Here is a 20531-nt window from a genome sequence, read left to right as displayed (position 1 = left end):
GTGTTCAACACGGCCGGCACGGTGCTGCACTGGAAGGCGACGGCGGCATGGGACTTCGCGGCGGGCTATAGCTACACATGGGCGAGCAAGGCGAACGGCATCAACGACGCAGCGTCGTACCACCAGTTCAACTTGTCCCAGTACTACTCGCTGTCGAAGCGCACGGGCTTGTATGCGCTCGAAGCATTCCAGCGCGCGAACGGCAACACGCTCGCGGTTCCATCAGGGACGACGGCTAACCGTCAGACCGCTGCGAACGCGACCATCGGCGATGGCTTCCAGGGCGCGCCGTCGGCATCGCGCAGCATGTTTGCGGGCGGCGTCGGCATCATTCATCGCTTCTGATCAGTATTACGAATCATTTTGCTTCAAGCGTCTGCTTGCCTGCGCGCATCGCCGTGCGGGCGATGCCCGGTCGCGAGCCATCCAAACGGAAATCAAGGAGACAACCATGAGCGCTCTGGATCCCAGGCGATTACTTAGCTTTCTGGCCGCGTGCATCGTAGCCGCCGCCGTCTCGGCATGCGGCGGCGGTAGCAGTAGCGGAAGCGACGGCGCCACGAAAACGCCATTGGCCGTCGTGAAGCCTGTCGTCGATTGCTCGAAGCTGGCATCGACCGATCTCAGCGATATCGGCGGCGCGGGCAGCACGATCAGTTCGGCAACGGTCACCGCCGCAACCGTCAACGGCGCGACCATCAACTTCTGCACGGTGAAAGGCACGCTCGCGCCGTCGAACACGTTCGAGGTCGCGCTGCCGGTCGACTCGTGGACGCAACGCTTCGCGGAGCTGGGCTGCGGCGGCCTGTGCGGAAATTTGAACGATCCGACCAAGCAAAGCTCCTTCAGCTTCAGCTATACGTGCCCGCTCGTTCAGCAAGGCGGCTTCGTGACGGCGGCTACCGACATGGGCCACTCGGGACAGAGCTCCGCATGGACGACCAATGCGCAACAGCAGGCCGACTTCGCCTATCGCGGCCAGCACGTCACGACGCTCGCCGCGAAGAAGCTGATCAAGGCTTACTACGGACAGGAACAGAAGTACTCGTACTTCGTCGGCTGTTCCGATGGCGGGCGTGAAGCGCTGATGGCCGCGCAACGCTACCCGTCGGACTACAACGGCATCGTCGCCGGCGCGCCCGCCGCGCACTTCCAGATCCAGAACTCGCTCTATCACGGCTGGAACGTCGAATCGAACAGCACGACCGGCACGAGCGCCGGCAAGGCCGTGCTGTACGCCGACAAGGCTCAGGTGCTGCACAAGGCGGTGGTCGCTGCATGTGGCGGTCAGGCAAGCGTGGCCGATGGTCTCATCGCCGATCCGCGCACGTGTCATTTCGATCCCGCGACGATACAGTGCGCGGCCAGCGCGTCGAGCACGAGCAACTGCCTGACGGCCGCGGAAGTCGCGACGGCGAAGAAGATCTACAGCGGCCCGACCGATGCGAACACCGGCACGCTCATGCTCGGCGGCTCGCCGTTGTACGGCTCGGAAGCGAACTGGATCGGCGTGGAAGTGCCGACGACGAACTCGACGGACGCACCCGTGCCCGTGACGAGTCTCTTCAGCTACATGATCGTGACCGGCGCGTATAACCTGATCTTCACCGGTTCGCCGACGATGCCGAACATCGACACATTCGGCTATACCGACGCGAGCTTCTATCCGAACTATCTGCAAGCGAATCATCCGCTCAACGATGCGACGAGCCCGGATCTGTCGGCGTTCAAGAATGCGGGCGGCAAGCTGATTCTGTGGCATGGCTGGGCGGATCAGCATATCTCGCCGCTCTTCACGATCCGCTATTACCAGGCCGTGAAGGACACGATGGGCGAAGCGAGCGCGAACGAATTCTCGCGTCTGTATCTGGTGCCGGGCGTGGGTCACTGCGGCGGCGGCGAGGGCTTCCCGAACATCGATCTGATCTCGCAGATCACCGGTTGGGTCGAACAGAGCGCGGCGCCCAATGCCGTAAAGACCTATCAGACCGATGCGACGACGAGCGCGGTGACGGCATCGCGTCCGGTCTATCCGTATCCGGCCGTGGCGAAGTTCAACGGCAACGCAGACTGGCATGACGGCGCGAACTGGAGCCAGGGTGCCCCGCTCTACAACGATCCGGCGCCTGCATGGGCAGGGGCGAGTTTCTATACGTCGTATAGCCCGAAGACGCAGGGCGTGCCGGCGCCGTAAGCGTCCATGAGAACGCGCCGTCGTCGCGATTCGACGACGGCGCGTGCATAGAAACGCTTGCGCGCGAAGAGACGAAACGCAGAAGCAACTATTCGAAATCTGGCTTCCTGCAAGATGTTTTTTCTGCTGTGCGGTTTACATCGACAACAGAACAAAGTAACCTTTCCTCGCTGCTTCAACCCGGGCAACATCTGCGGTCGTCAGAAAATTTTGACGGCTCCGGCATGCACTCGTTGCACATGTTACCGATACGCTCGCCAGGCATCTGGCGACGGTCCCGCTATTCAAGTCTGCTCTGCCTCCGCTGTTCCGCATCCAGTACAGCATTCATCTACAGGCCGTCATTCGGATTACTAACTATGCTTCGCAGACACACCGAAGGAGCAACGGTGTGCGCATCGTCGTTAGTCTTACAAGTCGATATGAAGAACCTAGCCATTCCCGTCTTCTCCCATTCCATCGCAGCGGCAGTCATTGCAAGCATGATGCTCGCCGCTTGCGGCGGCAGCGACAGCCCAGCCGATACCGCCGCGGCCAGCAAGAGCGCCGCGTCGCCGAAATCCACCGCGAAAGCCGCCAGCGGCAACGGCTCGATCTTCTACGGCGTGAACGGCCATAACAGCAACGGCGGCGCATACGACTTCACGAGCGTGCAGACGCAGCTTTCGCAACTGCAGGATCTCGGCGCGACCATCTATCGCAATGACGTGTATAGCCAGACATCGGCGAACATGGTCGCTGGCGTCGCGAAGACGATGGAAGAAGCCGGCATCACGATGTATCCGGTGATGCTCGTGAACCTCAACTACGACAGCGAGGACGAGGCCTACAACGCGGGATTCAAGCTCGGCCAGCAAACCGCGAATAGCTATCGCTACAAGTACTACGAGGTCGGGAACGAGCTGGAGGCGAAGGCGCTCATCGGCAATGTCGACGGCACCGTCTGGTATCAGTACAACAACTGGTCCTACATGCTCGCGCGCGGCGCGATCCGTGGCTTGATCGCGGGCGTGAAGTCCGTCGACGGCTCGGCGAAGATCGTGCTCGGCGGCACGTGGATGCACACCGCGTTCTTCCAGATGCTCGCGGACGGTTCGCAACCCGATGGCACCTGGGGTCATCCGGCCGTGAGCTGGGACGTCACCTCGTGGCATTGGTATTCGAACGAAGGCGACATCACGCACGCATGCGGCGGAACGGGTTGCCATGACGTGCTTCAGAAGCTCCACGATATGGGCAAGCCGATCTGGATCAACGAGTTCGGCGTGCGCCCGGACTTCGGTTCGTACAACCAGATCGCGACGTACATGACGGGCAATCTGATGATGGCTCAATTCGCGAGCGTCGCGTCGAAGTACGACATCCAGTCGATTCAGGCTTTCCAGCTCTATGACGACGGCGAGGGCGCCTACGGTCTTCTCGAAGGCGACGGCGTCACGAAGAAAGCCGCTTACTGGGCGTACAAGGACTTCGTGCAGAACCATCCGATGTAACTCTATCGGCGGTAAGAAACGGAAAGGCGCACGCGTTCAAGCCCGCGTGCGACGCGGCCGTCGTCGCGGCTTCGCGGAACCGCATAGCGACCAGGGCGACGGTGCAGATCAACAGTGCGTCAACGAGCACTTATACGCGCGACGATGCGCCTTCTCTGCGGCATCGTGTCCTTGTTCGTTTGAAGAAAGCGCGCGAATCAATAGCTGGAAATAAGTCGCGCGATTGGCGCTTTGCTCCGCATATCGAATCGCGGTGCGCCGCGGGAAGATGACGCTCTTCTTCCTTCGGCACTACGCCAGGTCATGCAAGCTCAACCTTCAAAGCCATCTTCGCCTTCTTGTCGAACGCCACGCGCTCGTCGCCGTCGCGCTCCTTGCGCCGATGCTGTCCGCATCCGCCGAAGATCTCCCCGATACGCGCTGGTGAACCGTATGGTGGTCTCGCGCACACAGTTAACCGCGCTTTCCTTACGGCATCTTTCCGATGCGATTTCGCGCATCGAAGCGATGCTAATCTGCCGACGCTGTAGTTGTTGACCGATCCCTCTTGCGGCTCGCCATTGTTTTTCGGCGAGCCGTTTTTTTGGTCTGATCATACCGAACGGCAACCCCCTCACACTGACTTCAAGGATGCTACGATCCTGTTGCAAGTGGTCGGACCAGTGAGGCATGCCATGCTTGAAGACAACCAGGAAGACGCATTACAGATTGCCGATGCCGTCGCCGAACGCATCGAAGGGCTGATCGTCGACGGCGTATTGAAGCCCGGTCAGGCGTTGCCTTCCGAGCGGCGGCTTACCGCGAAGCTGGGCGTGTCGCGCTCGGCGGTGCGTGAGGGACTGAAGGTGCTGCGTACGCGCGGCATCATCGAAACATCGCACGGACGCGGTTCTTTCGTCGCCGCGCTGACGAAGCAGCCCGCCCTCACACCGATGATGCATCTGCTCGGCTCGCAGCCGCGCACCCTCTACGACATCTTCGAAGTGCGGGAAATGCTCGAGGCCGAATCGGCGCGGCTGGCTGCGTTGCGCGGCACGCAGGCGGATTTCGCGCTCATCACTCGCCGATACGAAGAGATGCTCGCCGCGAACGAAAACGATGTCGGCGAATCAACCCGCGCGCGGCTCGACTACAACTTTCATCTGTCGATCTGCGAGGCGTCGCACAATCCGGTGCTCGTGCACACGCTGAGTTCGCTCACGGATCTGCTGCTCAGTTCGGTCTTCGCTTCGGTCAACAACCTCTATCCTCGCGCGGCGCAAAAGCGCGTTATCGACAAGCAGCACGCCCGCCTCTACAAGGCCGTGCTCGGCAAGCAGCCGGAGCAGGCGCGCAAAGCCGCGAGCACGCACATCGCCACGACGACCGCCTGCATGCGGGACATCGAGGCGGAAGAGCAGCGTCTGGTGCGCGCAACCTTGCGGCTCAAGGGCTGGGCGTGATCGTGCGCCGCGCCTCAGGCGCACAAACGTGCGGAAAGCCGGGCGGCCTCATCGCCATTGATTCACGCGGGCAGCATACCTGGCACGGGAAAAATAAGTGGTCGGACCAGTGGTTCGACATCTCGACAGTCTCTTACTGGCGCGGAACAATGCGCTCCAGCAAAGCCAGTAGCGGCATGAAGCCGCACGATTCAGGAGACTCTCACGATGGACCCATATACCCCGACAGCCACGACCGAGTTCGAAAACGCGACCTACGCGAAAGTGACCTTGCGTCTGCTGCCCTTTCTTTTCATCTGCTACGTCGCGGCCTATCTGGATCGCGTCAACGTCGGATTCGCGAAGCTGCAGATGCTCAACGACCTGAAGTTCAGCGAGTCCGTGTACGGGCTCGGCGCGGGCATTTTCTTCATCGGCTATTTCCTGTTCGAGGTGCCGAGCAATATCCTGTTGCATCGCGTGGGCGCGCGCGTGTGGATCAGCCGCATCATGGTGACGTGGGCGCTGGTGTCGGCGGCGTCGCTGTTCGTGACGACGCCCGTGATGTTCTATACGCTGCGCTTTCTGCTCGGCGTCGCCGAGGCCGGATTCTTTCCCGGCATCGTGCTGTATCTGACGTACTGGTATCCGGGTAAGCGCCGCGGCCGCATGAACGCGCTCTTCATGATCGGCATTCCGGTGGCGGGCGTGGTCGGCGGTCCGCTGTCGGGCTGGATCATGCAGGCGTTCAACGGCGTTCACGGTCTCTCGAACTGGCAATGGCTCTTTCTGCTCGAAGCGCTGCCGTCGCTCGTGCTCGGCATCATGACCTTGTTCATGCTGCCGAACGGCATCCGCGCCGCGTCGTGGCTGAACGAGCAGGAAAAGCAGCTTCTCGAAGCCAACATCGCACGCGATGAAGCCGCCGGCGCGGATCATTCGCTGAAGAGCGTCGTGTCGAACGGCCGTGTGTGGCGGCTCGCCGCGATCTACTTCTGCTGCATGATGGGCCTTTACGGCGTGAGCTTCTATCTGCCGACGCTCATCAAGACGGCTGGCGTGAAAGACGCGCTCGACGTCGGCCTGTTCACCGCGATTCCCTATGCGGTCGCGATCGTGTCGATGATGCTCGTCGCGCGCTCGTCCGACCGCCGCAACGAACGCCGCTGGCATCTCGCGCTGGCGGGCGTGGCGGCCGCGGCGGGCTTCTATGCAAGCACGCTTCATACGGGCAACCTCACGCTCGCGCTGGTCACGCTGTCACTCGGCACAGCCGGCGTGTTGTCGATGATGCCGGTCTTCTGGACCTATCCGAGCAGCGTGCTGAGCGGCACCGCCGCCGCAGCCGGTATCGCGATGATCAATTCGATCGGCAACCTCGCCGGCTTCGTGAGCCCGTCGATCATCGGCTGGATGAAGGATGTCACCCACAGCACGAACGCGGGGCTTGTGGTCGTTGCGGGTGCGCTCGTCGCCGGCGCGGTGCTGACGCTCACGCAGCGCGCAACGGCGGCATCGCCGGACGAGTCGTCGTCTTCGGAACCGCGCCGCGCGTGAGGCCATCATGTCCGCTGCCGCCCCTTCCGCCCTTTCCTTCGACGCATCGCGCGCGAGCTTGCTCGCATCGCTCGGCGATGTCGTCGGCACGCACAACGTGCTCACCGGCGATGCAGAAACGCGCCGCTATCGCACGGGCTATCGCTTCGGCACCGGCCGCGTGCTGGCGGTCGTGCGACCCGGCACGCTCGTCGAGCAATGGCGCGTGCTCGCTGCATGCGTGGCCGCGCGCGCGATCGTCATCACGCAGGCGTCGAACACGGGTTTGACAGGCGGTTCGACACCCGATGGCGACGACTACGATCGCGATGTCGTCATCGTCAGCACGACGCGCATCAAGCGCGTGCATCTGATCAAGGGCGGAGAGCAGGTAGTGTGCATCGGCGGCACGACGCTCGATCAGCTCGAACGCGCGCTCAAGCCGCTCGGACGCGAGCCGCACTCGGTGATCGGCTCGTCGTGCATCGGCGCATCGGTGCTGGGCGGCATCAGCAACAATTCGGGCGGCTCCCTCGTGCATCGCGGGCCGGCGTATACGGAGATGGCGCTGTTCGCCGCCGTCGATGCATCCGGCGTGCTGCGCCTCGTAAATCATCTGGGCATCGAACTCGGCAGCACGCCCGACGAGATACTCTCGCGCATCGAAAACGGCACGTTCATCGATGCCGATGTTCGCGATGGCGCGGCCGCCTCGGATCACGAATACGCGACACATGTCCGCGATATCGACGCGTCCACGCCCGCGCGCTTCAACGCCGACCCGCGGCGTCTTTTCGAAGCATCCGGTTCGGCGGGCAAGGTGATGACGTTCGCGGTGCGTCTCGACACGTTCGTCGCGCAACGAGACGCGAAGGTGTTCTACATCGGCACGAACGACACGAACGTGCTCACCGACATTCGACGCCACGCGCTCGCGAATTTCACGCATCTGCCGATCGCGGGCGAGTATCTGCATCGCGATGCGTTCGATGTCGCGAAGCGATACGGCAAGGACCTCTTCGTCATCGTCGACAAATTCGGCACGGATCGATTGCCCTTGTTCTTCAATCTGAAGACGCGTTGCGATGCGTTGTTCGAGCGTCTCGGTTTCATGCCGAAGCATATGACCGATCGCGTGCTGCAATGGATGAGCGAACGTTTGCCGGATCATCTGCCCGCGCGGCTGAACACGTATCGCAAACAGTACGAGCATCACCTGATGTTGAAAGTGCCGGCAGCGGGCGTCGAGGAAGCACGCGCATTTCTCGCGCAGCGTTTCGCGGACGGCGGCTGCGCATATTTCGAATGCACCGAGGAAGAAGGACGTAAAGCCTTTCTGCATCGCTTCGCGGCGGCGAGCGCGGCGGTGCGATATCGCGCGGTGCATCATCGCGAGGTCGAGGATATCGTCGCGCTCGATATCGCGTTACGGCGCAACGACCGCGACTGGTTCGAGCGGTTGCCGGAGAGGATCGAGCGCCCGATCATTTTGAAGCTTTATTATGGGCACTTTCTGTGTCATGTGTTCCATCAGGACTACATCGTCGTCAAGGGCAACGACTGCATGGCGCTGGAGCACGAGATGCTCGAATTGCTCGATGAGCGCGGCGCCGAGTATCCCGCCGAGCACAACGTAGGTCATCTGTACGAGGCGAAGCCGCAACTCGCCGACTTCTACAAGCAACTCGATCCGTGCAATTGCTTCAATCCGGGAATCGGGAAGACGTCGAAGTTCGCGGCGTATCGGGAGCGTGAAGCGCACGCCTGAACGTGCCATCACGCGAAGATCATGCACTGCGCACAACGACAAACGCCCAAGCGCGGCCGCGTCGGCATCGTCGGGCGTGAGCGCGCCCGAGCGATAGAACACGCCGCGCCCCACGAGTGCGCCATCGACGGTCGAAACGAGGATCATGTTTCTTCGATGGGAATGCGGATGCGCACGATCAGCCCGCCGCCCTCGGCATTGCCGATTTCGCAGCGGCCGCGCTCTTCGCGCGCGAGACGTTCGACGATGGTGAGCCCGAGCCCGCAATGTCCGTTGCCGCTGCGCGCGGGGTCGAGTCGCACGAAGGGCCGCAATACGTCGTCGAGGCGTTCATCGGGAATGCCCGGGCCGTGATCGCGCACTTCGATCATCCAGTCATGGCCCTGCCGCGCGGTGCGAATCTCGACGGGCGGCTCGCCATGTTCGAGCGCGTTGTCGACGAGATTGGTCATCAGGCGATCGATGAAGGTGCGCGGCAATCTGAACGTCTCGCCCGCTTCGAGCGACAGCGCGAACAAGGGCTCGTCGCCATCTTCCGGCGATGCGAACTGCTCCGCGATGAACACATCGACACTGGTCTTCGCACTATCCGACGACGACCGGCCCGCGAACTCGAGAAACTGCTGCACGATGCGCGTCATCGAATCGATATCGCGCAGGAAGTGCGCGCGCTCGCGTTCGTCTTTCGCGAGCACCGTCGCGCGCAGCGACAGGCGCGTGAGCGGCGCTTTCAGATCGTGCGCGATGCCGGCGAGCATCACGGCGCGATCGTCGTCGGCGTCGGTGAGTTTCTTCATCATCTGATTGAACGCGCCAATGAGCTCGCGCAATTCACGCGGCCCGTTTTCCTCGACGGGCACCGGCCGCTCGCCGCCGCCGAAGCGGCGCGCCGCCTGCGCGACGCGAGCAAGCGGACGCTGCAACTGCCACGTCGCGATGAGCGAGAGCACGAGCGCGCCCGCGAGCAACACGATGCCTTCCATGATGAACGGCGCGGGCGGCGGCAAGTCGATCGGCGTGACGATCCACACATTGCTCGACGGATAGCGCACCCAGAGCCGCGACTTGGTGTGGCCATCGCTATCGACGGCGATCTGCGAGCCCGGCGGCAAGCGGTCGGCGAGTTGACGCGCGAGGTGCGCATGACGCGTCTTCGCGGCATCGCGCAGCGTCAGCGGCTCGGGCATGTTCCACACCGGCACGATATGCACGCGCGTCTCGCGCATGAGCCGTCCGCCGAGCGCGACATCGTTATGCGCCGCTTCGAGCACGATGAGCAACGCGCGCGCGTAGCCATCGGCTTCTTTGTGCGGCCCTTGCACGTGAAGAATCGCGAACCATCCGCCCTGAAGCGCGAGCAGCACGCAGATCGACACGATCGCCATGCGGCCGAACAGCGAGTCGATGAAAACGCGCGGCTTGCGCGCGGACTGCCAGAAACGCGGACGCATCGTGGTTACGCCTCGGTCCGGCCGGAAGCGGGAGCGTCCGTGTCGGGAACGAATACGTAGCCCTGCCCGCGCACGGTCTGCACATGACGCGGATGCGACGGATCGTCTTCGATGAGACGGCGCAAACGCCAGATCGGCACATCGAGGCCGCGGTCGCGGAAAGGCAGATCGTCGCGATGTACCAGATCGTGAATCAGCACGCGCGACAGCACCTTGTACGGATGTTTGATGAACACCTTGAGCAATGCGAATTCGCTGTCGCGCAGCGCGATGCGTTCGCCGCCGCTCGACAGCGAGCGCGTAACGAAGTCCACTTCGAAGCGTCCGAAACGTTCGCGCGGCGCGGGCTCGGGACGGCTCGGCGCACTCGCGCGGCGTCTCAACACGGCCTCGATCCGCGCGAGCAGTTCACGCGGATCAAAAGGCTTCGCGAGGTAGTCGTCCGCACCCGATTGCAGCCCCGCGATTTTTTGCGGGACGCTATCGCAGCCGGTCACGAAGATCACGGGAATGTCCTCACCCGCCGCGCGCAGATCGCGCAGCGCACGCAGGCCGTCGATGTCCGGCATCATGATGTCGAGCACGACGATAGACGGACGTTCGAGCGCGAGCCGTCGACGCAGCCCGCCGCCGTCGTGCAGCACGGAAACGTCGATGCCTTGGGCGTTGAAGAAGCGGCGTAGCAGGTCGCGCACCGCAGGGTCGTCGTCGACGATGAGAACCGAAGTAGACATCTCAAAATTCTATTCGGCCTTAATCCGCAATCGCGCGTCGTGCGTTTGGCGCGACATTACGGACGTTTACGGAACGCATTCTGGACGCGATGAACGCGCGTGCTATTTCCCGGAGACCCCCGCACGCAGGAGTGCGGCCCGGCATCGGCGGTGAAACGCGCCGTAACGGAAAGAAATGGAAAGTTCGCGGCCATCGCGACGGCATCCGCCTTGCGCTTAGAAACCGCGCATGAAACCACATGTACCGATGGTCGACGACGACCTCGTCGTGCGCGATCACGTTCGCGGCTATCTTCACAGCGGATGCGTGCAAGCAACTCGCGCGATCGAAGGGCTTGCCGAGATAATCGTCCGCACCGAACTCCAGCCCGATGGCGCGATCGAGTACATCCGGGCGCGCCGTCAGCAAGATCACAGGGATATCGTCGCGGGCATTGCGCAGTTCGCGCAGCGCGCTGATGCCGTCCTTGCCGGCATCATCACGTCGAGCAAGATCATCGCGGGACGCTCGGCCTGCACGCGGCGCTTCAAGTCCGTGCCGTCGCTCAGAACGGAAACTTCTGCCGTCTATAAAGACGCAAGCCCCGTCGGGTTATCGGTGCTGCGCTTGATCGGCAGCGTACGCGACGACGCCTGCGTCGTGTGTTGCGTGCTCGGGCCGGTGACGTTCATGCTGCGCGCTCCTTGATGATGAAAGACCGTCGCGGATTGCAACGCAATGCGGCGAACGACCCGAGATGGTATGACTGTTTCGATATAAAAAGCGGGTTAACGTGAATTAAAAGTGGCCGAAGAGCTTCATATAGTCAATCTATCTCGGCGCCGTCGATTCATCAGTATGAAAACCCAAATACCGGAATGGCTAAGAGACGAATAGGATAACGAATTAACAGGTTATTCCATAATCCAATCGAACAAAGTCGAATAAGTAGCCAACGAATGGAGGAACCACTGACATGAAACGCCGCACCGTGTTAGTCGCGATGGCCGCCGCGCCCTTGAGCGCCATGCTCCCGCTACCCGCCTTCGCGCAGAAACCCATCGTGCTCGGCTTCGCGCAGGTGGGCGCCGAAAGCGAATGGCGCACCGCGAACACCGAGTCGATCAAGTCGAGCGCGAAGGACGCCGGCATCGACCTGAAATTCTCCGACGCCCAGCAGAAGCAGGAAAACCAGATCAAGGCGATTCGCTCGTATATCGCGCAGAAGGTCGATGTGATCGCGTTCTCGCCGGTCGTCGAAACCGGCTGGGACACGGTGCTCGTCGAAGCGAAGAACGCGAAGATTCCCGTCGTGCTCACTGACCGCGCGATCAGCAGCAAGGACGACACGCTCTATGTGACCTTCATCGGCTCCGACTTCACCGAGGAAGGCCGCAAGGCGGGCCGGTGGCTCGTCGAGAAGGAGAAAGGCAATCCGGGGCCGATCAATATCGTCGAATTGCAGGGGACGGTGGGTTCCGCGCCCGCGATCGATCGCAAGAAGGGCTTCGAGGAAATCATCAAGTCCGATCCGAAGTTCAAGATCATCCGCTCGCAGACCGGCGACTTCACGCGCGCGAAGGGCAAGGAAGTGATGGAAGCCTTCCTCAAGGCCGAGGGCAAGAAGATCAACGTGCTCTACGCGCACAACGACGACATGGCGATCGGCGCGATCCAGGCGATCGAGGAAGCCGGCATGAAGCCGGGCAAGGACATCATCATCATTTCGGTGGATGGCGTGAAGGGCGCGTTCGAGGCGATGATGGCGGGCAAGCTCAACGTATCCGTCGAATGCAGTCCGCTGCTCGGGCCGCAATTGATGTCGGTGGTTAAGGACGTCAAGGCTGGCAAGTCCGTGCCCAAGCGCATCGTTACGCAGGAAAGCATCTTCCCGATGGAGGTCGCGGCGAAGGAATTCCCCAATCGCAAATACTGACCGCCGATGACATCGCCCGTATTGGAGTTGCGCGGCATCGACAAGCGCTTTGCCGGCGTGCATGCGCTGCAGGACGTGAACCTTACCCTCTATCCGGGCGAGGTTCACGCGCTGATGGGACAGAACGGCGCGGGCAAGTCGACGCTCATCAAGGTGCTCACCGGCGTCGTGAGTCTCGACGCCGGCGAGATCCTGCTCGACGGCCGCGCGATTCGCCCCGAGTCGCCGCTCGAAGCGCAGAAGCTCGGCATCAGCACGGTCTATCAAGAAGTGAATCTCTGCCCGAATCTGTCGGTGGCGGAGAACATCTTCGCGGGCTACTTTCCACGGCGCGGCGCGCTGCACGGCTATCGTATCGACTGGGATGCGACGAACCGGCAAGCGCGTGAGCTTCTCGCGCGCATCGGTCTGGATATCGACGTAACGCGCGTGCTGACGAGCTATTCGGTCGCCGTGCAGCAGATGGTCGCGATCGCGCGTGCGCTCAAGCTGTCGTCGAAAGTATTGATTCTCGACGAGCCGACTTCCAGCCTCGACGACGACGAAGTGCGCCGCCTCTTCGACGTGCTGCGCCGCCTGCGCGAGCAAGGTCTCGCCATTCTGTTCGTCACGCACTTTCTGAATCAGGTCTACGCGATCTCCGATCGCATCACGGTATTGCGCAACAGCCGGCGCGTGGGCGAATGGCGCGCGAGCGATCTCGGCACGCAGGCGCTCATCGCGGCGATGCTCGGGCGCGAGCTTGCCGCCGCGCAGGCGCGTCAGGCGCCGCCTGCAGAATCAGAGACGAGCGCTGCCGATAACGCCCTGCTCGATGCCCTGCGGCTCGGTCAGAAAGGACAGTTGCAACCGCTCGATCTGCGCGTGCGCGCGGGCGAAGTGATCGGCGTAGCTGGCCTGCTCGGGTCCGGGCGCACCGAGCTTGCGAAACTGCTCTTCGGTTTGGAGAAGCCCGACGAAGGCGAACTGCGCATCGATGGCGCGCCTGTTTCATTCGCGACGCCCGCGCAGGCGATCCGTCATGGCATCGCGTTCTGTCCGGAGGAGCGCAAGGCCGATGGCATCGTCGCCGAGTTGTCGCTGCGAGAGAACATCGCGCTCGCGTTGCAGGCGCGAATGGGCGCGCGACGCTGCCTCACGCGCGCCGAACAAAACGCGCTCGCCGAACGCTTCGTGCGCGCGCTCGGCATCAAGGCCGCGACGCTCGACATGCCGATCGGCCTGCTGTCCGGCGGCAATCAGCAAAAGGCGCTCATCGCCCGATGGCTCGCGACCGAACCGCGTCTCCTGATTCTCGACGAACCCACGCGCGGCATCGACGTCGCGGCGAAACAGGAAATCATGGACGAAATACTTCGCCTTGCATCGACGGGCATGGCGGTGCTTTTCATCTCGTCGGAGATCTCGGAGGTCGTGCGTATTGCCAATCGCATCGTCGTGCTGCGCGACCGCCGCAAGGTCGGCGAGCTTCCGGCGGGCACGAGCGAGGACACCGTGTGCGAAATGATCGGAGCCGAACATGGATGACACCGTGCGGCGTGGAATGCTGCGTTCGGCGATGGAGCATCGGCTCGGCTGGCCGATCGTCACGCTCGCGCTGCTGCTCGCATTGAACGCGGCGTTCAATCCGGGCTTCCTGCATGTCGAATGGCGCGATCATCATCTGTACGGCAGCCTTGTCGATATCCTCAATCGCGCCGCGCCGCTTGCGGTCGTCGCGCTCGGCATGACCATCGTGATCGCGACACGCGGCATCGACATCTCCGTGGGCGCGGTCGTCGCCATCGCGGGCGCGGTGGCCGCATGGGCGATCGGCGGGTCGGTTGCAGGCAACGTCACGCGCTTTCCGTTGCCTGTCGTGATCTTGGCCGCGCTGGGCGTCGCGTTGCTGTGCGGACTATGGAACGGCCTGCTCGTCGCGCGCGCGGGCATGCAGCCGATCATCGCGACGCTCATTCTCATGGTCGCGGGACGCGGCATCGCGCAGCTCATCACGAGCGGCCAGATCATCACGATCTACTACTCGCCCTACTTCTTTTTCGGCGGCGGTTACCTGCTCGGCGTGCCGGTGTCGATCCTGATCGTCGCACTCGTGTTCGTGCTGCTCTACCTTGCGATCACACGCACCGCGCTCGGGCTGTTCCTTCAGGCGATCGGCATCAATCCGACCGCCGCGCGCGTCGCGGGCGTGCAGGCGCGCAGGCTCACGCTCGGCGCGTATGCGTTCAGCGGATTGTGCGCGGGCGTCGCAGGCATTCTGATCAGCTCGAACGTGAAGAGCGCCGACGGCAACAACGCTGGCCTGCTGCTCGAACTCGACGCGATCCTCGCCGTCACGCTCGGCGGCACCGCGCTGACCGGCGGGCGCTTCACGCTCGCGGGCAGCGTGATCGGCGCGCTCATCATTCAGACGCTGACGTATCTGATCTATTCGCTCGGCGTGCCGCCGGAGGTGAATCTCGTCGTGAAGGCGATCGTCGTGTTCGCGGTGATGATGCTGCAATCGGGCGAATTCCGCGCGACCGTCGCGAAGTTCGCGCGCCGCCCCGATCGCTCCAACCGCGAGGTGCGCCGATGAATTCGGGCCTGCCCACGCTCACGCGGCATCGCAAGGACGATACGCCGCCGCAGAAGACATCGCGCAGCCGCTATCTTCCGCTCGCCGCGACGGTGTCGCTCTTCATCGCCGTATCCGTACTCGGCTCGGTGATGTACACCGGCTTTTTCTCGCCGCAGGTTTTTCTCAATCTGCTCATCGACAATGCGTTTCTGATCGTCGTGGCGGTGGGCGAGACCTTCGTGATTCTGTCGGGCGGCATCGATCTGTCGGTGGGATCGGTGATCGCGCTCACGACGATGGTCTCCGCCGCGCTCGTCGAGAAAGCGGGCTGGCATCCGCTCGTGGTGATTCCGCTCGTGCTCGCGATGGGCACCGCGTTCGGCACGCTGATGGGCTGGCTGATCGCGCGCTTTCGCCTGCAACCGTTCATCGTCACGCTTGCGGGGATGTTTCTCGCGCGCGGGCTGTGCTATGTCATCAGCATCGATTCGATCAGCATCACGAACCCGTGGTACGCAGCCGTTTCGCAGATTCGCATACCTGTGATGAGCGGCGCGTCGTTATCGCTCGGCGCGGCGATCGCGCTCGTCGTGCTCGCCGCCGCCGTGTTCGTCGCGCATTACACGCCGTTCGGACGCACCATCTATGCAGTCGGCGGCAACCCGCATTCCGCGCTGCTGATGGGCTTGCCGGTGAACGCGGCGACTATCGGCGCGTATGCGCTATCGGGCTTCTGCTCCGCGCTCGGCGGCGTGCTGTTCACCTTCTACATGCTGTCGGGCTACGGCCTGCATGCGATGGGCCTCGAACTCGACGCGATCGCTTCCGCCGTCATCGGCGGAACGTTGCTGACAGGCGGTGTCGGCTATGTGATCGGCACGCTCTTCGGCGTGCTGTTGCTCGGCATCATTCAGACGCTGATTTCGTTCGACGGCTCGCTCAGTTCGTGGTGGACGAAGATCGCGGTCGGCGCGCTGTTGCTCGTGTTCTGTCTGTCGCAGCGGGCGTTCGGTGAGCGCGGCGCGGCAAAGCGCTGACTATGGACTATCGTCATCCACAGCCCCGCAAGAGCATGCACGCGCGCATCGTGCAAGAGCTCGGCATCGAGATCGTGAGCGGCAAGCTTCAGCCGGGCGATCGTCTGCCCGCCGAGGCGAAGCTATGCGAAGCGTATGGCGTGAGCCGGCCCGTATTGCGCGAGGCGACGCGCGTGCTGGTCGCAAAAGGGCTCGTGTTGTCGAAGCCGCGTCTGGGCAGCGTCGTGCGTCCGCGCGACGAATGGCACACGCTCGATCCCGATGTGCTCTTCTGGACGATCAACAGCGTGCAGGAAGGCGAGTTCTTTCAGTCGCTGCTCGTGGTGCGCAGGATCGTCGAGCCCGCCGCCGCTGCGCTCGCCGCATCGAACGCGACGGAGGAGGATGTCGCGCGCATCCGCGATGCATTCGAGCGCATGTCGCACGCGCCTACGCCCGAGGCTTTGCTCGCACCCGATCTCGAGTTTCATCGCGCGATCCTGACGGCGACGCACAACGACATGCTGATGTACATCGGACACATGCTGACGCTCGCGCTATCGGAGTCGATCAAGCTGACGAGCCGTCATCCCGATACGCACGCGCTGTCATTGCCGCGGCACAAGGCGATTCTCACCGCGATCGCAAATCATGATCCGCTCGGCGCGCGTCATGCGAGTCTCGTGCAGCTCGACAACGCGCTCGCCGATGCGCAAAGCGTGCTGTCGGCGGTGTATCAGGAATAGCGGCCTCATGTGCCTCATGTGCTTCGACGCCATGCGTTGTCTTTCAGCGCCTTGTCGAAGGCATCGACGGACCAGGCTTCATCGATTGCCTGGCGAAGCAGCGCCTGCTGGCTCTTTGGCGCAAGACCGCCGATGGGTGGATCGCGATCCAGATTCGTCGGGAACGCATAACCTTCCGCGCACGATGCGATGACCGCATCCAGCTCGGCATCGTTCATTCGTCCCGTCGACTTGTAATCGAGCAGCACCGGAAAGACCGCTTCGCACATGCGCGCGCGATCGAGCGTTTCCATCGCGCGGCCATATGCCGATGAAACCTGCAGCAGATTCGCCATGCGCTGCACGTCGCGCGTGCGGTTCGCGCCCGCCGCATGAAAGAGCGCGGGGCTGAAGAAAAGCGCGTCGCCTTTTTCGAGCGGCAGTTGCACGTAGTGCGCTTCGAAGTGCTCGCGAAAGTCCGCGCGACGCCACGCGAGATAACCTTGCGCGTAACGTTGCGAGAACGGCAGCAGTTTCGTCGGACCGCTTTCGACGGACATGTCGCTGTGCGCGACCGCGCCTTGCAGCGTAAGAAACGGCGACATCGCATGGACATGCGCCGGATAGCGCCGCACTTCATCCGCGGTCTGGAATCCGAGGTGATAGTCGCGATGCGCCTGTTGCGCGTCGCCGCCCGGACGCACGACGTTCACTTGCGAAGTCATCTGGAAACCGGGACCGAGCCACGCTCGCGCGGCACACTCGATAAACGGATTCGCAAAGTAGCGCGCGAAGACGCGAGGCGCCAGCAGACAGAGCTTTTCCTGCGCGTTCCAGATGCGATCGTTCGCGCCGGCCTTCGCGAAGTGATCGCCCGCGCCCGCGCCTTGCGCCCGCTCTTTTTCGATGATGGATTCGAAAATCGCGGTGGCTTCGTCGACGGGACCGGTGTCCGCATACGCATGCTTCAGCACGAACACGCCCGCGCCGTCGCGCAGGACGGTCGCCCATTCGGCCTGCAACGTCATGAGCTTCGACGTATCGCGCAGTACGTCGGCGAGCGCGTTGCAATCGTAGAGCGGAATCCCGCGCCGACTATCCGACGCGAACGCCGGCTTCTTCTCGACATCGCGCTTCAGCAGGCTCGCAAATTCGTCGAGCGAGCAGCCGTTCTCCGTGTACCAGTTCGTCTCGTTCATGTCTCGCTCCGGTTACCTCAAGCATAGCGCGTGATGCGCGTCGCCATATAACGGCCTGGCGTCGTGCCGAAAGTCTTGCGGAATACGTCGATGAACGCGCTGATGTTGCCATAGCCGAGTTCGAGCGCGATCGTCGTGACGGGGATGCCATCGGCGACGCGTTCCAGTGCGCGAAGCATGCGCGCCTGCTGACGCCACTGCGCGAACGTCAGCCCCGTATCCGCGACGAAGCGGCGGCTCATCGTGCGCGGCGACACGCCCGCCCATGCCGCCCATTCCTCGAAGCGCCGGTTATCGGAGAGATCGTTCGCAAGTGCATCGGTGATCTTCGCGAGCGCCGGATCGAGCGGGCGCTGCAAATGCAGCGGCTCGACAGGCGCGGCGGCGAGTTCGTCGACGATGACTTCCGCGATGCGCGACTGCGATGCATCGAGCGCCACGCCTGGCCACGTCGCCGCGCGATGCACGGCCTCGCGCAGCAGCGGCGTCGTGCGAATGGCGCGCGGTTCGATCGGCAGCGTCGCGCATCGCGCCTCGGCGACGAACACGCTCCATCCCGAGAACGGCCCGTAAGAACGCACCGAATGCACGCGATGCGGCGGTATCCAGATCGCATGAATCGCGGGCACGACCCACTGTTGCGCATCGACGCCGATCGACACCAGTCCGCTCAACGCGCCCATCAATTGCCCCCGCGCGTGACTGTGCGGCGACATCTCGCGCGGCTCGCTTTGCGTGAGTTCGGCTGCGGCGAGAAACGGGCCTTCGTGCGACGTGACGAGGTCCGCGCGGATGATCGGTTTATGCATGGCCGGATTGCGGTATCGATTGACCTTTATACCGGAGACCGGCCGGTTGCGCACGGCTAGACTGGCTTCGTTCGATTCAAACATGGAGCCACGAACAATGCGAGCCAGCGATCTCCTTCCCGATCATGCCGACCACGCCGAGCTGAACGGCACGACCGTGCGCAAAGGCACGGTCGGCGCATTTCTCGTCAACGCGCGCGTCTGGACCGATGCGCACTCGAGCAGCGAAGCGCGCGCGACGGCGCAACGCGACATCTCGGATGCGCTGCCCGCACTGCGCGCGCTCGGCCTTTTCGATGTGCTCGACATCCGCGATCCCGCATTGCGCGCATGGATCGACGCTCGATGATATTCAACTCACAGGTGATCCGATGAAAGCAGCCGTCGTCAGCCAGCCGGCACAGAAACCCGTCCATACGAACTTCGACGAACCCGTTGCATCCGGTGGTCATCGCATCGTGCAGGTGAGCGCGTCAGCACTGAGCCAGTTGGCGCGCGCCAAGGCATCGGGACAGCATTATTCGTCGTCGAATACGTATCCGTTCGTCGCGGGCGTGGATGGCGTCGGGCGTCTCGACAGCGGCGAGCGCGTGTATTTCTTCGCGCCCGTCGCGCCCTTCGGCGCGATGGCCGAACGCACGCTCGTCGCGCCCGAGCGCTGCATCGCGTTGCCCGATGCGCTCGACGACGTCACCGCCGCGGCCATCGCGATTCCCGGCATGTCGTCGTGGGCGGCGCTGACCGAACGCGCGCGTTTCGTCGCCGGCGAGACGGTGCTGATCAACGGCGCAACGGGCGCGTCGGGGCAACTCGCGGTGCAGGTCGCGAAGCAGCTCGGCGCGGCAAAGGTCATCGCGACGGGACGCAATCGGACCGTGCTCGACAAGCTGCACACAATGGGCGCCGATGAAACCATCGCACTCGGCGACGACGAAGCCGCGATGAACCGCGCGTTCGAAGCCGCATTCGCCGGCGGCATCGACGTCGTGCTCGATTATCTGTGGGGAACGAGCGCGCGCGCGTTGCTGATCGCGGCGGCGCGTGCATCGCAGGAACAGCGCGCGTTGCGCTTCGTGCAAATCGGCTCGATCAGCGGCGGCGAGATCGGTCTGCCTGCTGCCGTGCTGCGCGCGAATGCGATCACGCTGCTGGGAAGCGGCCTCGGCAGCATCGCGTTGGATAGATTGCTCGCGGCGGCGCAGGCCGTGCTGGAAGCGGCCGCAATGGGCGGCCTGCATGTCGATACGAAAGCCGTGCCGCTTTCGCAACTCGTCGAGCATTGGGACGATGACGGCGGCAAACTGCGCAGCGTGTTCGTCGTCGACTGAAGCTCACTTCAACGGATCGTGGCCCCAGTTCATCAGCGAGTAACGCCAGTGAGAATGTTCGACGTCATGCGGACGTTGCGCGAGGTGCCGCTTGATATAGCCGATCACCTTGCGCATGTGCGCGTAATCGTCGTCGCTCAGATCGGCTTTCTTCTTGCCGAGAATATCGATGATATGCCGCCCCGACTTGTGCCCGACCGACTCGCCGCCGCCGTTCTTCTGACCGACTTCGCGCGACTCGTCGGTTGCAAGCCACTTCTCTATTCGCGACGGTGTCATGTTGACGAGTTCCTTGAAAGCGTCATACGTCGCGGCATCGTCGTCTGTCGATTGTCCAGGTTTCGTCGTCATACGCTGCCTCCTTCATCGAGCAATGTCCGT

General features: G+C 63.0%; 17 protein-coding genes and 2 pseudogenes. 13 read left to right on the top strand and 6 right to left on the bottom strand.

All coding sequences use genetic code 11. The features are described from left to right. From NCS28_RS31140 to dld, 6 genes and pseudogenes are all read left to right on the top strand, one after another. Positions 1 to 345, top strand: a pseudogene (locus NCS28_RS31140) (porin); the annotation flags it as partial. Between the two features lie 106 nt (positions 346 to 451). After that, positions 452 to 2194, top strand: coding sequence for a tannase/feruloyl esterase family alpha/beta hydrolase (locus NCS28_RS31135; protein ID WP_250517633.1), 1743 nt, complete (start codon positions 452 to 454; stop codon positions 2192 to 2194). 422 nt (positions 2195 to 2616) lie between these two features. After that, complete coding sequence (locus NCS28_RS31130; RefSeq protein WP_250517632.1) at positions 2617 to 3687, top strand: lipopolysaccharide biosynthesis protein; 1071 nt, start codon at positions 2617 to 2619, stop codon at positions 3685 to 3687. Between the two features lie 674 nt (positions 3688 to 4361). Beyond that, entirely contained in the window at positions 4362 to 5129 is a 768-nt protein-coding gene (gene glcC, locus NCS28_RS31125) for a transcriptional regulator GlcC (protein WP_250517631.1), read from the top strand. 207 nt (positions 5130 to 5336) lie between these two features. Continuing rightward, a complete protein-coding gene (locus NCS28_RS31120; protein ID WP_250517630.1) occupies positions 5337 to 6665 on the top strand; it encodes an MFS transporter in 1329 nt (442 codons plus the stop codon). Positions 6666 to 6672: 7 nt separating this feature from the next. Further along, positions 6673 to 8412 carry a D-lactate dehydrogenase gene (gene dld, locus NCS28_RS31115; RefSeq protein ID WP_250517629.1) on the top strand — a complete coding sequence of 580 codons (1740 nt, stop codon included), beginning with the start codon at positions 6673 to 6675 and terminating at the stop codon, positions 8410 to 8412. 143 nt (positions 8413 to 8555) lie between these two features. Here dld and NCS28_RS31110 read toward each other — a convergent pair whose 3' ends face one another. The 3 genes and pseudogenes from NCS28_RS31110 to NCS28_RS31100 form a co-directional block, all read right to left on the bottom strand. Further along, the gene (locus NCS28_RS31110) at positions 8556 to 9863 is read right to left on the bottom strand and encodes an ATP-binding protein (protein ID WP_250517628.1); all 1308 of its coding nucleotides are present in this window, start codon (positions 9861 to 9863) and stop codon (positions 8556 to 8558) included. A gap of 5 nt (positions 9864 to 9868) precedes the next feature. After that, on the bottom strand, positions 9869 to 10597 hold the full coding sequence (locus tag NCS28_RS31105) for a response regulator (RefSeq protein WP_250517627.1): 729 nt from the start codon (positions 10595 to 10597) through the stop codon (positions 9869 to 9871). 299 nt (positions 10598 to 10896) lie between these two features. Further along, positions 10897 to 11158 (bottom strand): annotated as a pseudogene (locus NCS28_RS31100) (response regulator transcription factor); the annotation flags it as partial. Between the two features lie 395 nt (positions 11159 to 11553). On the opposite strand from NCS28_RS31100, the gene NCS28_RS31095 reads away from it, so the two are divergent. From NCS28_RS31095 to NCS28_RS31075, 5 genes are read left to right on the top strand one after another with little or no spacing between them, the layout of a single operon-like run. Continuing rightward, positions 11554 to 12513 carry an ABC transporter substrate-binding protein gene (locus tag NCS28_RS31095; RefSeq protein WP_250517626.1) on the top strand — a complete coding sequence of 320 codons (960 nt, stop codon included), beginning with the start codon at positions 11554 to 11556 and terminating at the stop codon, positions 12511 to 12513. Between the two features lie 6 nt (positions 12514 to 12519). Continuing rightward, positions 12520 to 14040 (top strand): sugar ABC transporter ATP-binding protein, encoded by a 1521-nt coding sequence (locus tag NCS28_RS31090; RefSeq protein WP_250517625.1) that lies wholly within the window; start codon positions 12520 to 12522, stop codon positions 14038 to 14040. Beyond that, a complete protein-coding gene (locus tag NCS28_RS31085; RefSeq protein WP_250517624.1) occupies positions 14033 to 15091 on the top strand; it encodes an ABC transporter permease in 1059 nt (352 codons plus the stop codon). The genes NCS28_RS31090 and NCS28_RS31085 overlap by 8 nt, the downstream gene beginning before the upstream one ends. Further along, positions 15088 to 16110 (top strand): galactofuranose ABC transporter, permease protein YjfF, encoded by a 1023-nt coding sequence (gene yjfF / locus NCS28_RS31080; protein ID WP_250517623.1) that lies wholly within the window; start codon positions 15088 to 15090, stop codon positions 16108 to 16110. The genes NCS28_RS31085 and yjfF overlap by 4 nt, the downstream gene beginning before the upstream one ends. 2 nt (positions 16111 to 16112) lie before the next feature. Further along, positions 16113 to 16835: a FadR/GntR family transcriptional regulator gene (locus NCS28_RS31075; protein ID WP_250517622.1), complete on the top strand. Its 723-nt coding sequence runs from the start codon at positions 16113 to 16115 to the stop codon at positions 16833 to 16835. A gap of 14 nt (positions 16836 to 16849) precedes the next feature. Here the strand turns inward: NCS28_RS31075 and NCS28_RS31070 are convergent, their stop codons facing one another. Both NCS28_RS31070 and NCS28_RS31065 read right to left on the bottom strand, forming a co-directional pair. Next, entirely contained in the window at positions 16850 to 18013 is a 1164-nt protein-coding gene (locus NCS28_RS31070; protein WP_250517621.1) for a phytanoyl-CoA dioxygenase family protein, read from the bottom strand. A gap of 17 nt (positions 18014 to 18030) precedes the next feature. After that, positions 18031 to 18822 carry an AraC family transcriptional regulator gene (locus NCS28_RS31065; RefSeq protein WP_250517620.1) on the bottom strand — a complete coding sequence of 264 codons (792 nt, stop codon included), beginning with the start codon at positions 18820 to 18822 and terminating at the stop codon, positions 18031 to 18033. 97 nt (positions 18823 to 18919) lie between these two features. Between NCS28_RS31065 and NCS28_RS31060 the strand changes: the two genes are divergently transcribed. Both NCS28_RS31060 and NCS28_RS31055 read left to right on the top strand, forming a co-directional pair. Then, on the top strand, positions 18920 to 19171 hold the full coding sequence (locus NCS28_RS31060; RefSeq protein ID WP_250517619.1) for a hypothetical protein: 252 nt from the start codon (positions 18920 to 18922) through the stop codon (positions 19169 to 19171). A 22-nt stretch (positions 19172 to 19193) separates the two neighbouring features. After that, a complete protein-coding gene (locus tag NCS28_RS31055) occupies positions 19194 to 20150 on the top strand; it encodes a quinone oxidoreductase family protein (RefSeq protein ID WP_250517618.1) in 957 nt (318 codons plus the stop codon). Positions 20151 to 20153: 3 nt separating this feature from the next. Here the strand turns inward: NCS28_RS31055 and NCS28_RS31050 are convergent, their stop codons facing one another. Beyond that, the gene (locus tag NCS28_RS31050; protein ID WP_250517617.1) at positions 20154 to 20501 is read right to left on the bottom strand and encodes a DUF3140 domain-containing protein; all 348 of its coding nucleotides are present in this window, start codon (positions 20499 to 20501) and stop codon (positions 20154 to 20156) included. Positions 20502 to 20531: the final 30 nt, after the last annotated feature.

Source organism: Caballeronia sp. INDeC2, assembly GCF_023631325.1.
Classification (GTDB): Bacteria; Pseudomonadota; Gammaproteobacteria; order Burkholderiales; family Burkholderiaceae; genus Caballeronia.
The sequence above is the reverse complement of the archived record's forward strand: the minus strand, read 5'-3'. Positions and strand labels throughout refer to the sequence as shown.

Excerpts from the sequence above, each read along its gene's own strand:
- yjfF (WP_250517623.1), top strand. The coding sequence starts at position 15,088 with ATGAATTCGGGCCTGCCCACGCTCACGCGGCATCGCAAGGACGATACG.
- NCS28_RS31120 (WP_250517630.1), top strand. The coding sequence starts at position 5,337 with ATGGACCCATATACCCCGACAGCCACGACCGAGTTCGAAAACGCGACC.
- NCS28_RS31060 (WP_250517619.1), top strand. The coding sequence starts at position 18,920 with ATGCGAGCCAGCGATCTCCTTCCCGATCATGCCGACCACGCCGAGCTG.
- NCS28_RS31055 (WP_250517618.1), top strand. The coding sequence starts at position 19,194 with ATGAAAGCAGCCGTCGTCAGCCAGCCGGCACAGAAACCCGTCCATACG.
- NCS28_RS31110 (WP_250517628.1), bottom strand. The coding sequence starts at position 9,863 with ATGCGTCCGCGTTTCTGGCAGTCCGCGCGCAAGCCGCGCGTTTTCATC.
- NCS28_RS31075 (WP_250517622.1), top strand. The coding sequence starts at position 16,113 with ATGGACTATCGTCATCCACAGCCCCGCAAGAGCATGCACGCGCGCATC.
- NCS28_RS31090 (WP_250517625.1), top strand. The coding sequence starts at position 12,520 with ATGACATCGCCCGTATTGGAGTTGCGCGGCATCGACAAGCGCTTTGCC.
- NCS28_RS31070 (WP_250517621.1), bottom strand. The coding sequence starts at position 18,013 with ATGAACGAGACGAACTGGTACACGGAGAACGGCTGCTCGCTCGACGAA.
- NCS28_RS31135 (WP_250517633.1), top strand. The coding sequence starts at position 452 with ATGAGCGCTCTGGATCCCAGGCGATTACTTAGCTTTCTGGCCGCGTGC.
- NCS28_RS31085 (WP_250517624.1), top strand. The coding sequence starts at position 14,033 with ATGGATGACACCGTGCGGCGTGGAATGCTGCGTTCGGCGATGGAGCAT.
- NCS28_RS31050 (WP_250517617.1), bottom strand. The coding sequence starts at position 20,501 with ATGACGACGAAACCTGGACAATCGACAGACGACGATGCCGCGACGTAT.
- NCS28_RS31105 (WP_250517627.1), bottom strand. The coding sequence starts at position 10,597 with ATGTCTACTTCGGTTCTCATCGTCGACGACGACCCTGCGGTGCGCGAC.
- glcC (WP_250517631.1), top strand. The coding sequence starts at position 4,362 with ATGCTTGAAGACAACCAGGAAGACGCATTACAGATTGCCGATGCCGTC.
- NCS28_RS31130 (WP_250517632.1), top strand. The coding sequence starts at position 2,617 with ATGAAGAACCTAGCCATTCCCGTCTTCTCCCATTCCATCGCAGCGGCA.
- NCS28_RS31095 (WP_250517626.1), top strand. The coding sequence starts at position 11,554 with ATGAAACGCCGCACCGTGTTAGTCGCGATGGCCGCCGCGCCCTTGAGC.
- NCS28_RS31065 (WP_250517620.1), bottom strand. The coding sequence starts at position 18,822 with ATGCATAAACCGATCATCCGCGCGGACCTCGTCACGTCGCACGAAGGC.
- dld (WP_250517629.1), top strand. The coding sequence starts at position 6,673 with ATGTCCGCTGCCGCCCCTTCCGCCCTTTCCTTCGACGCATCGCGCGCG.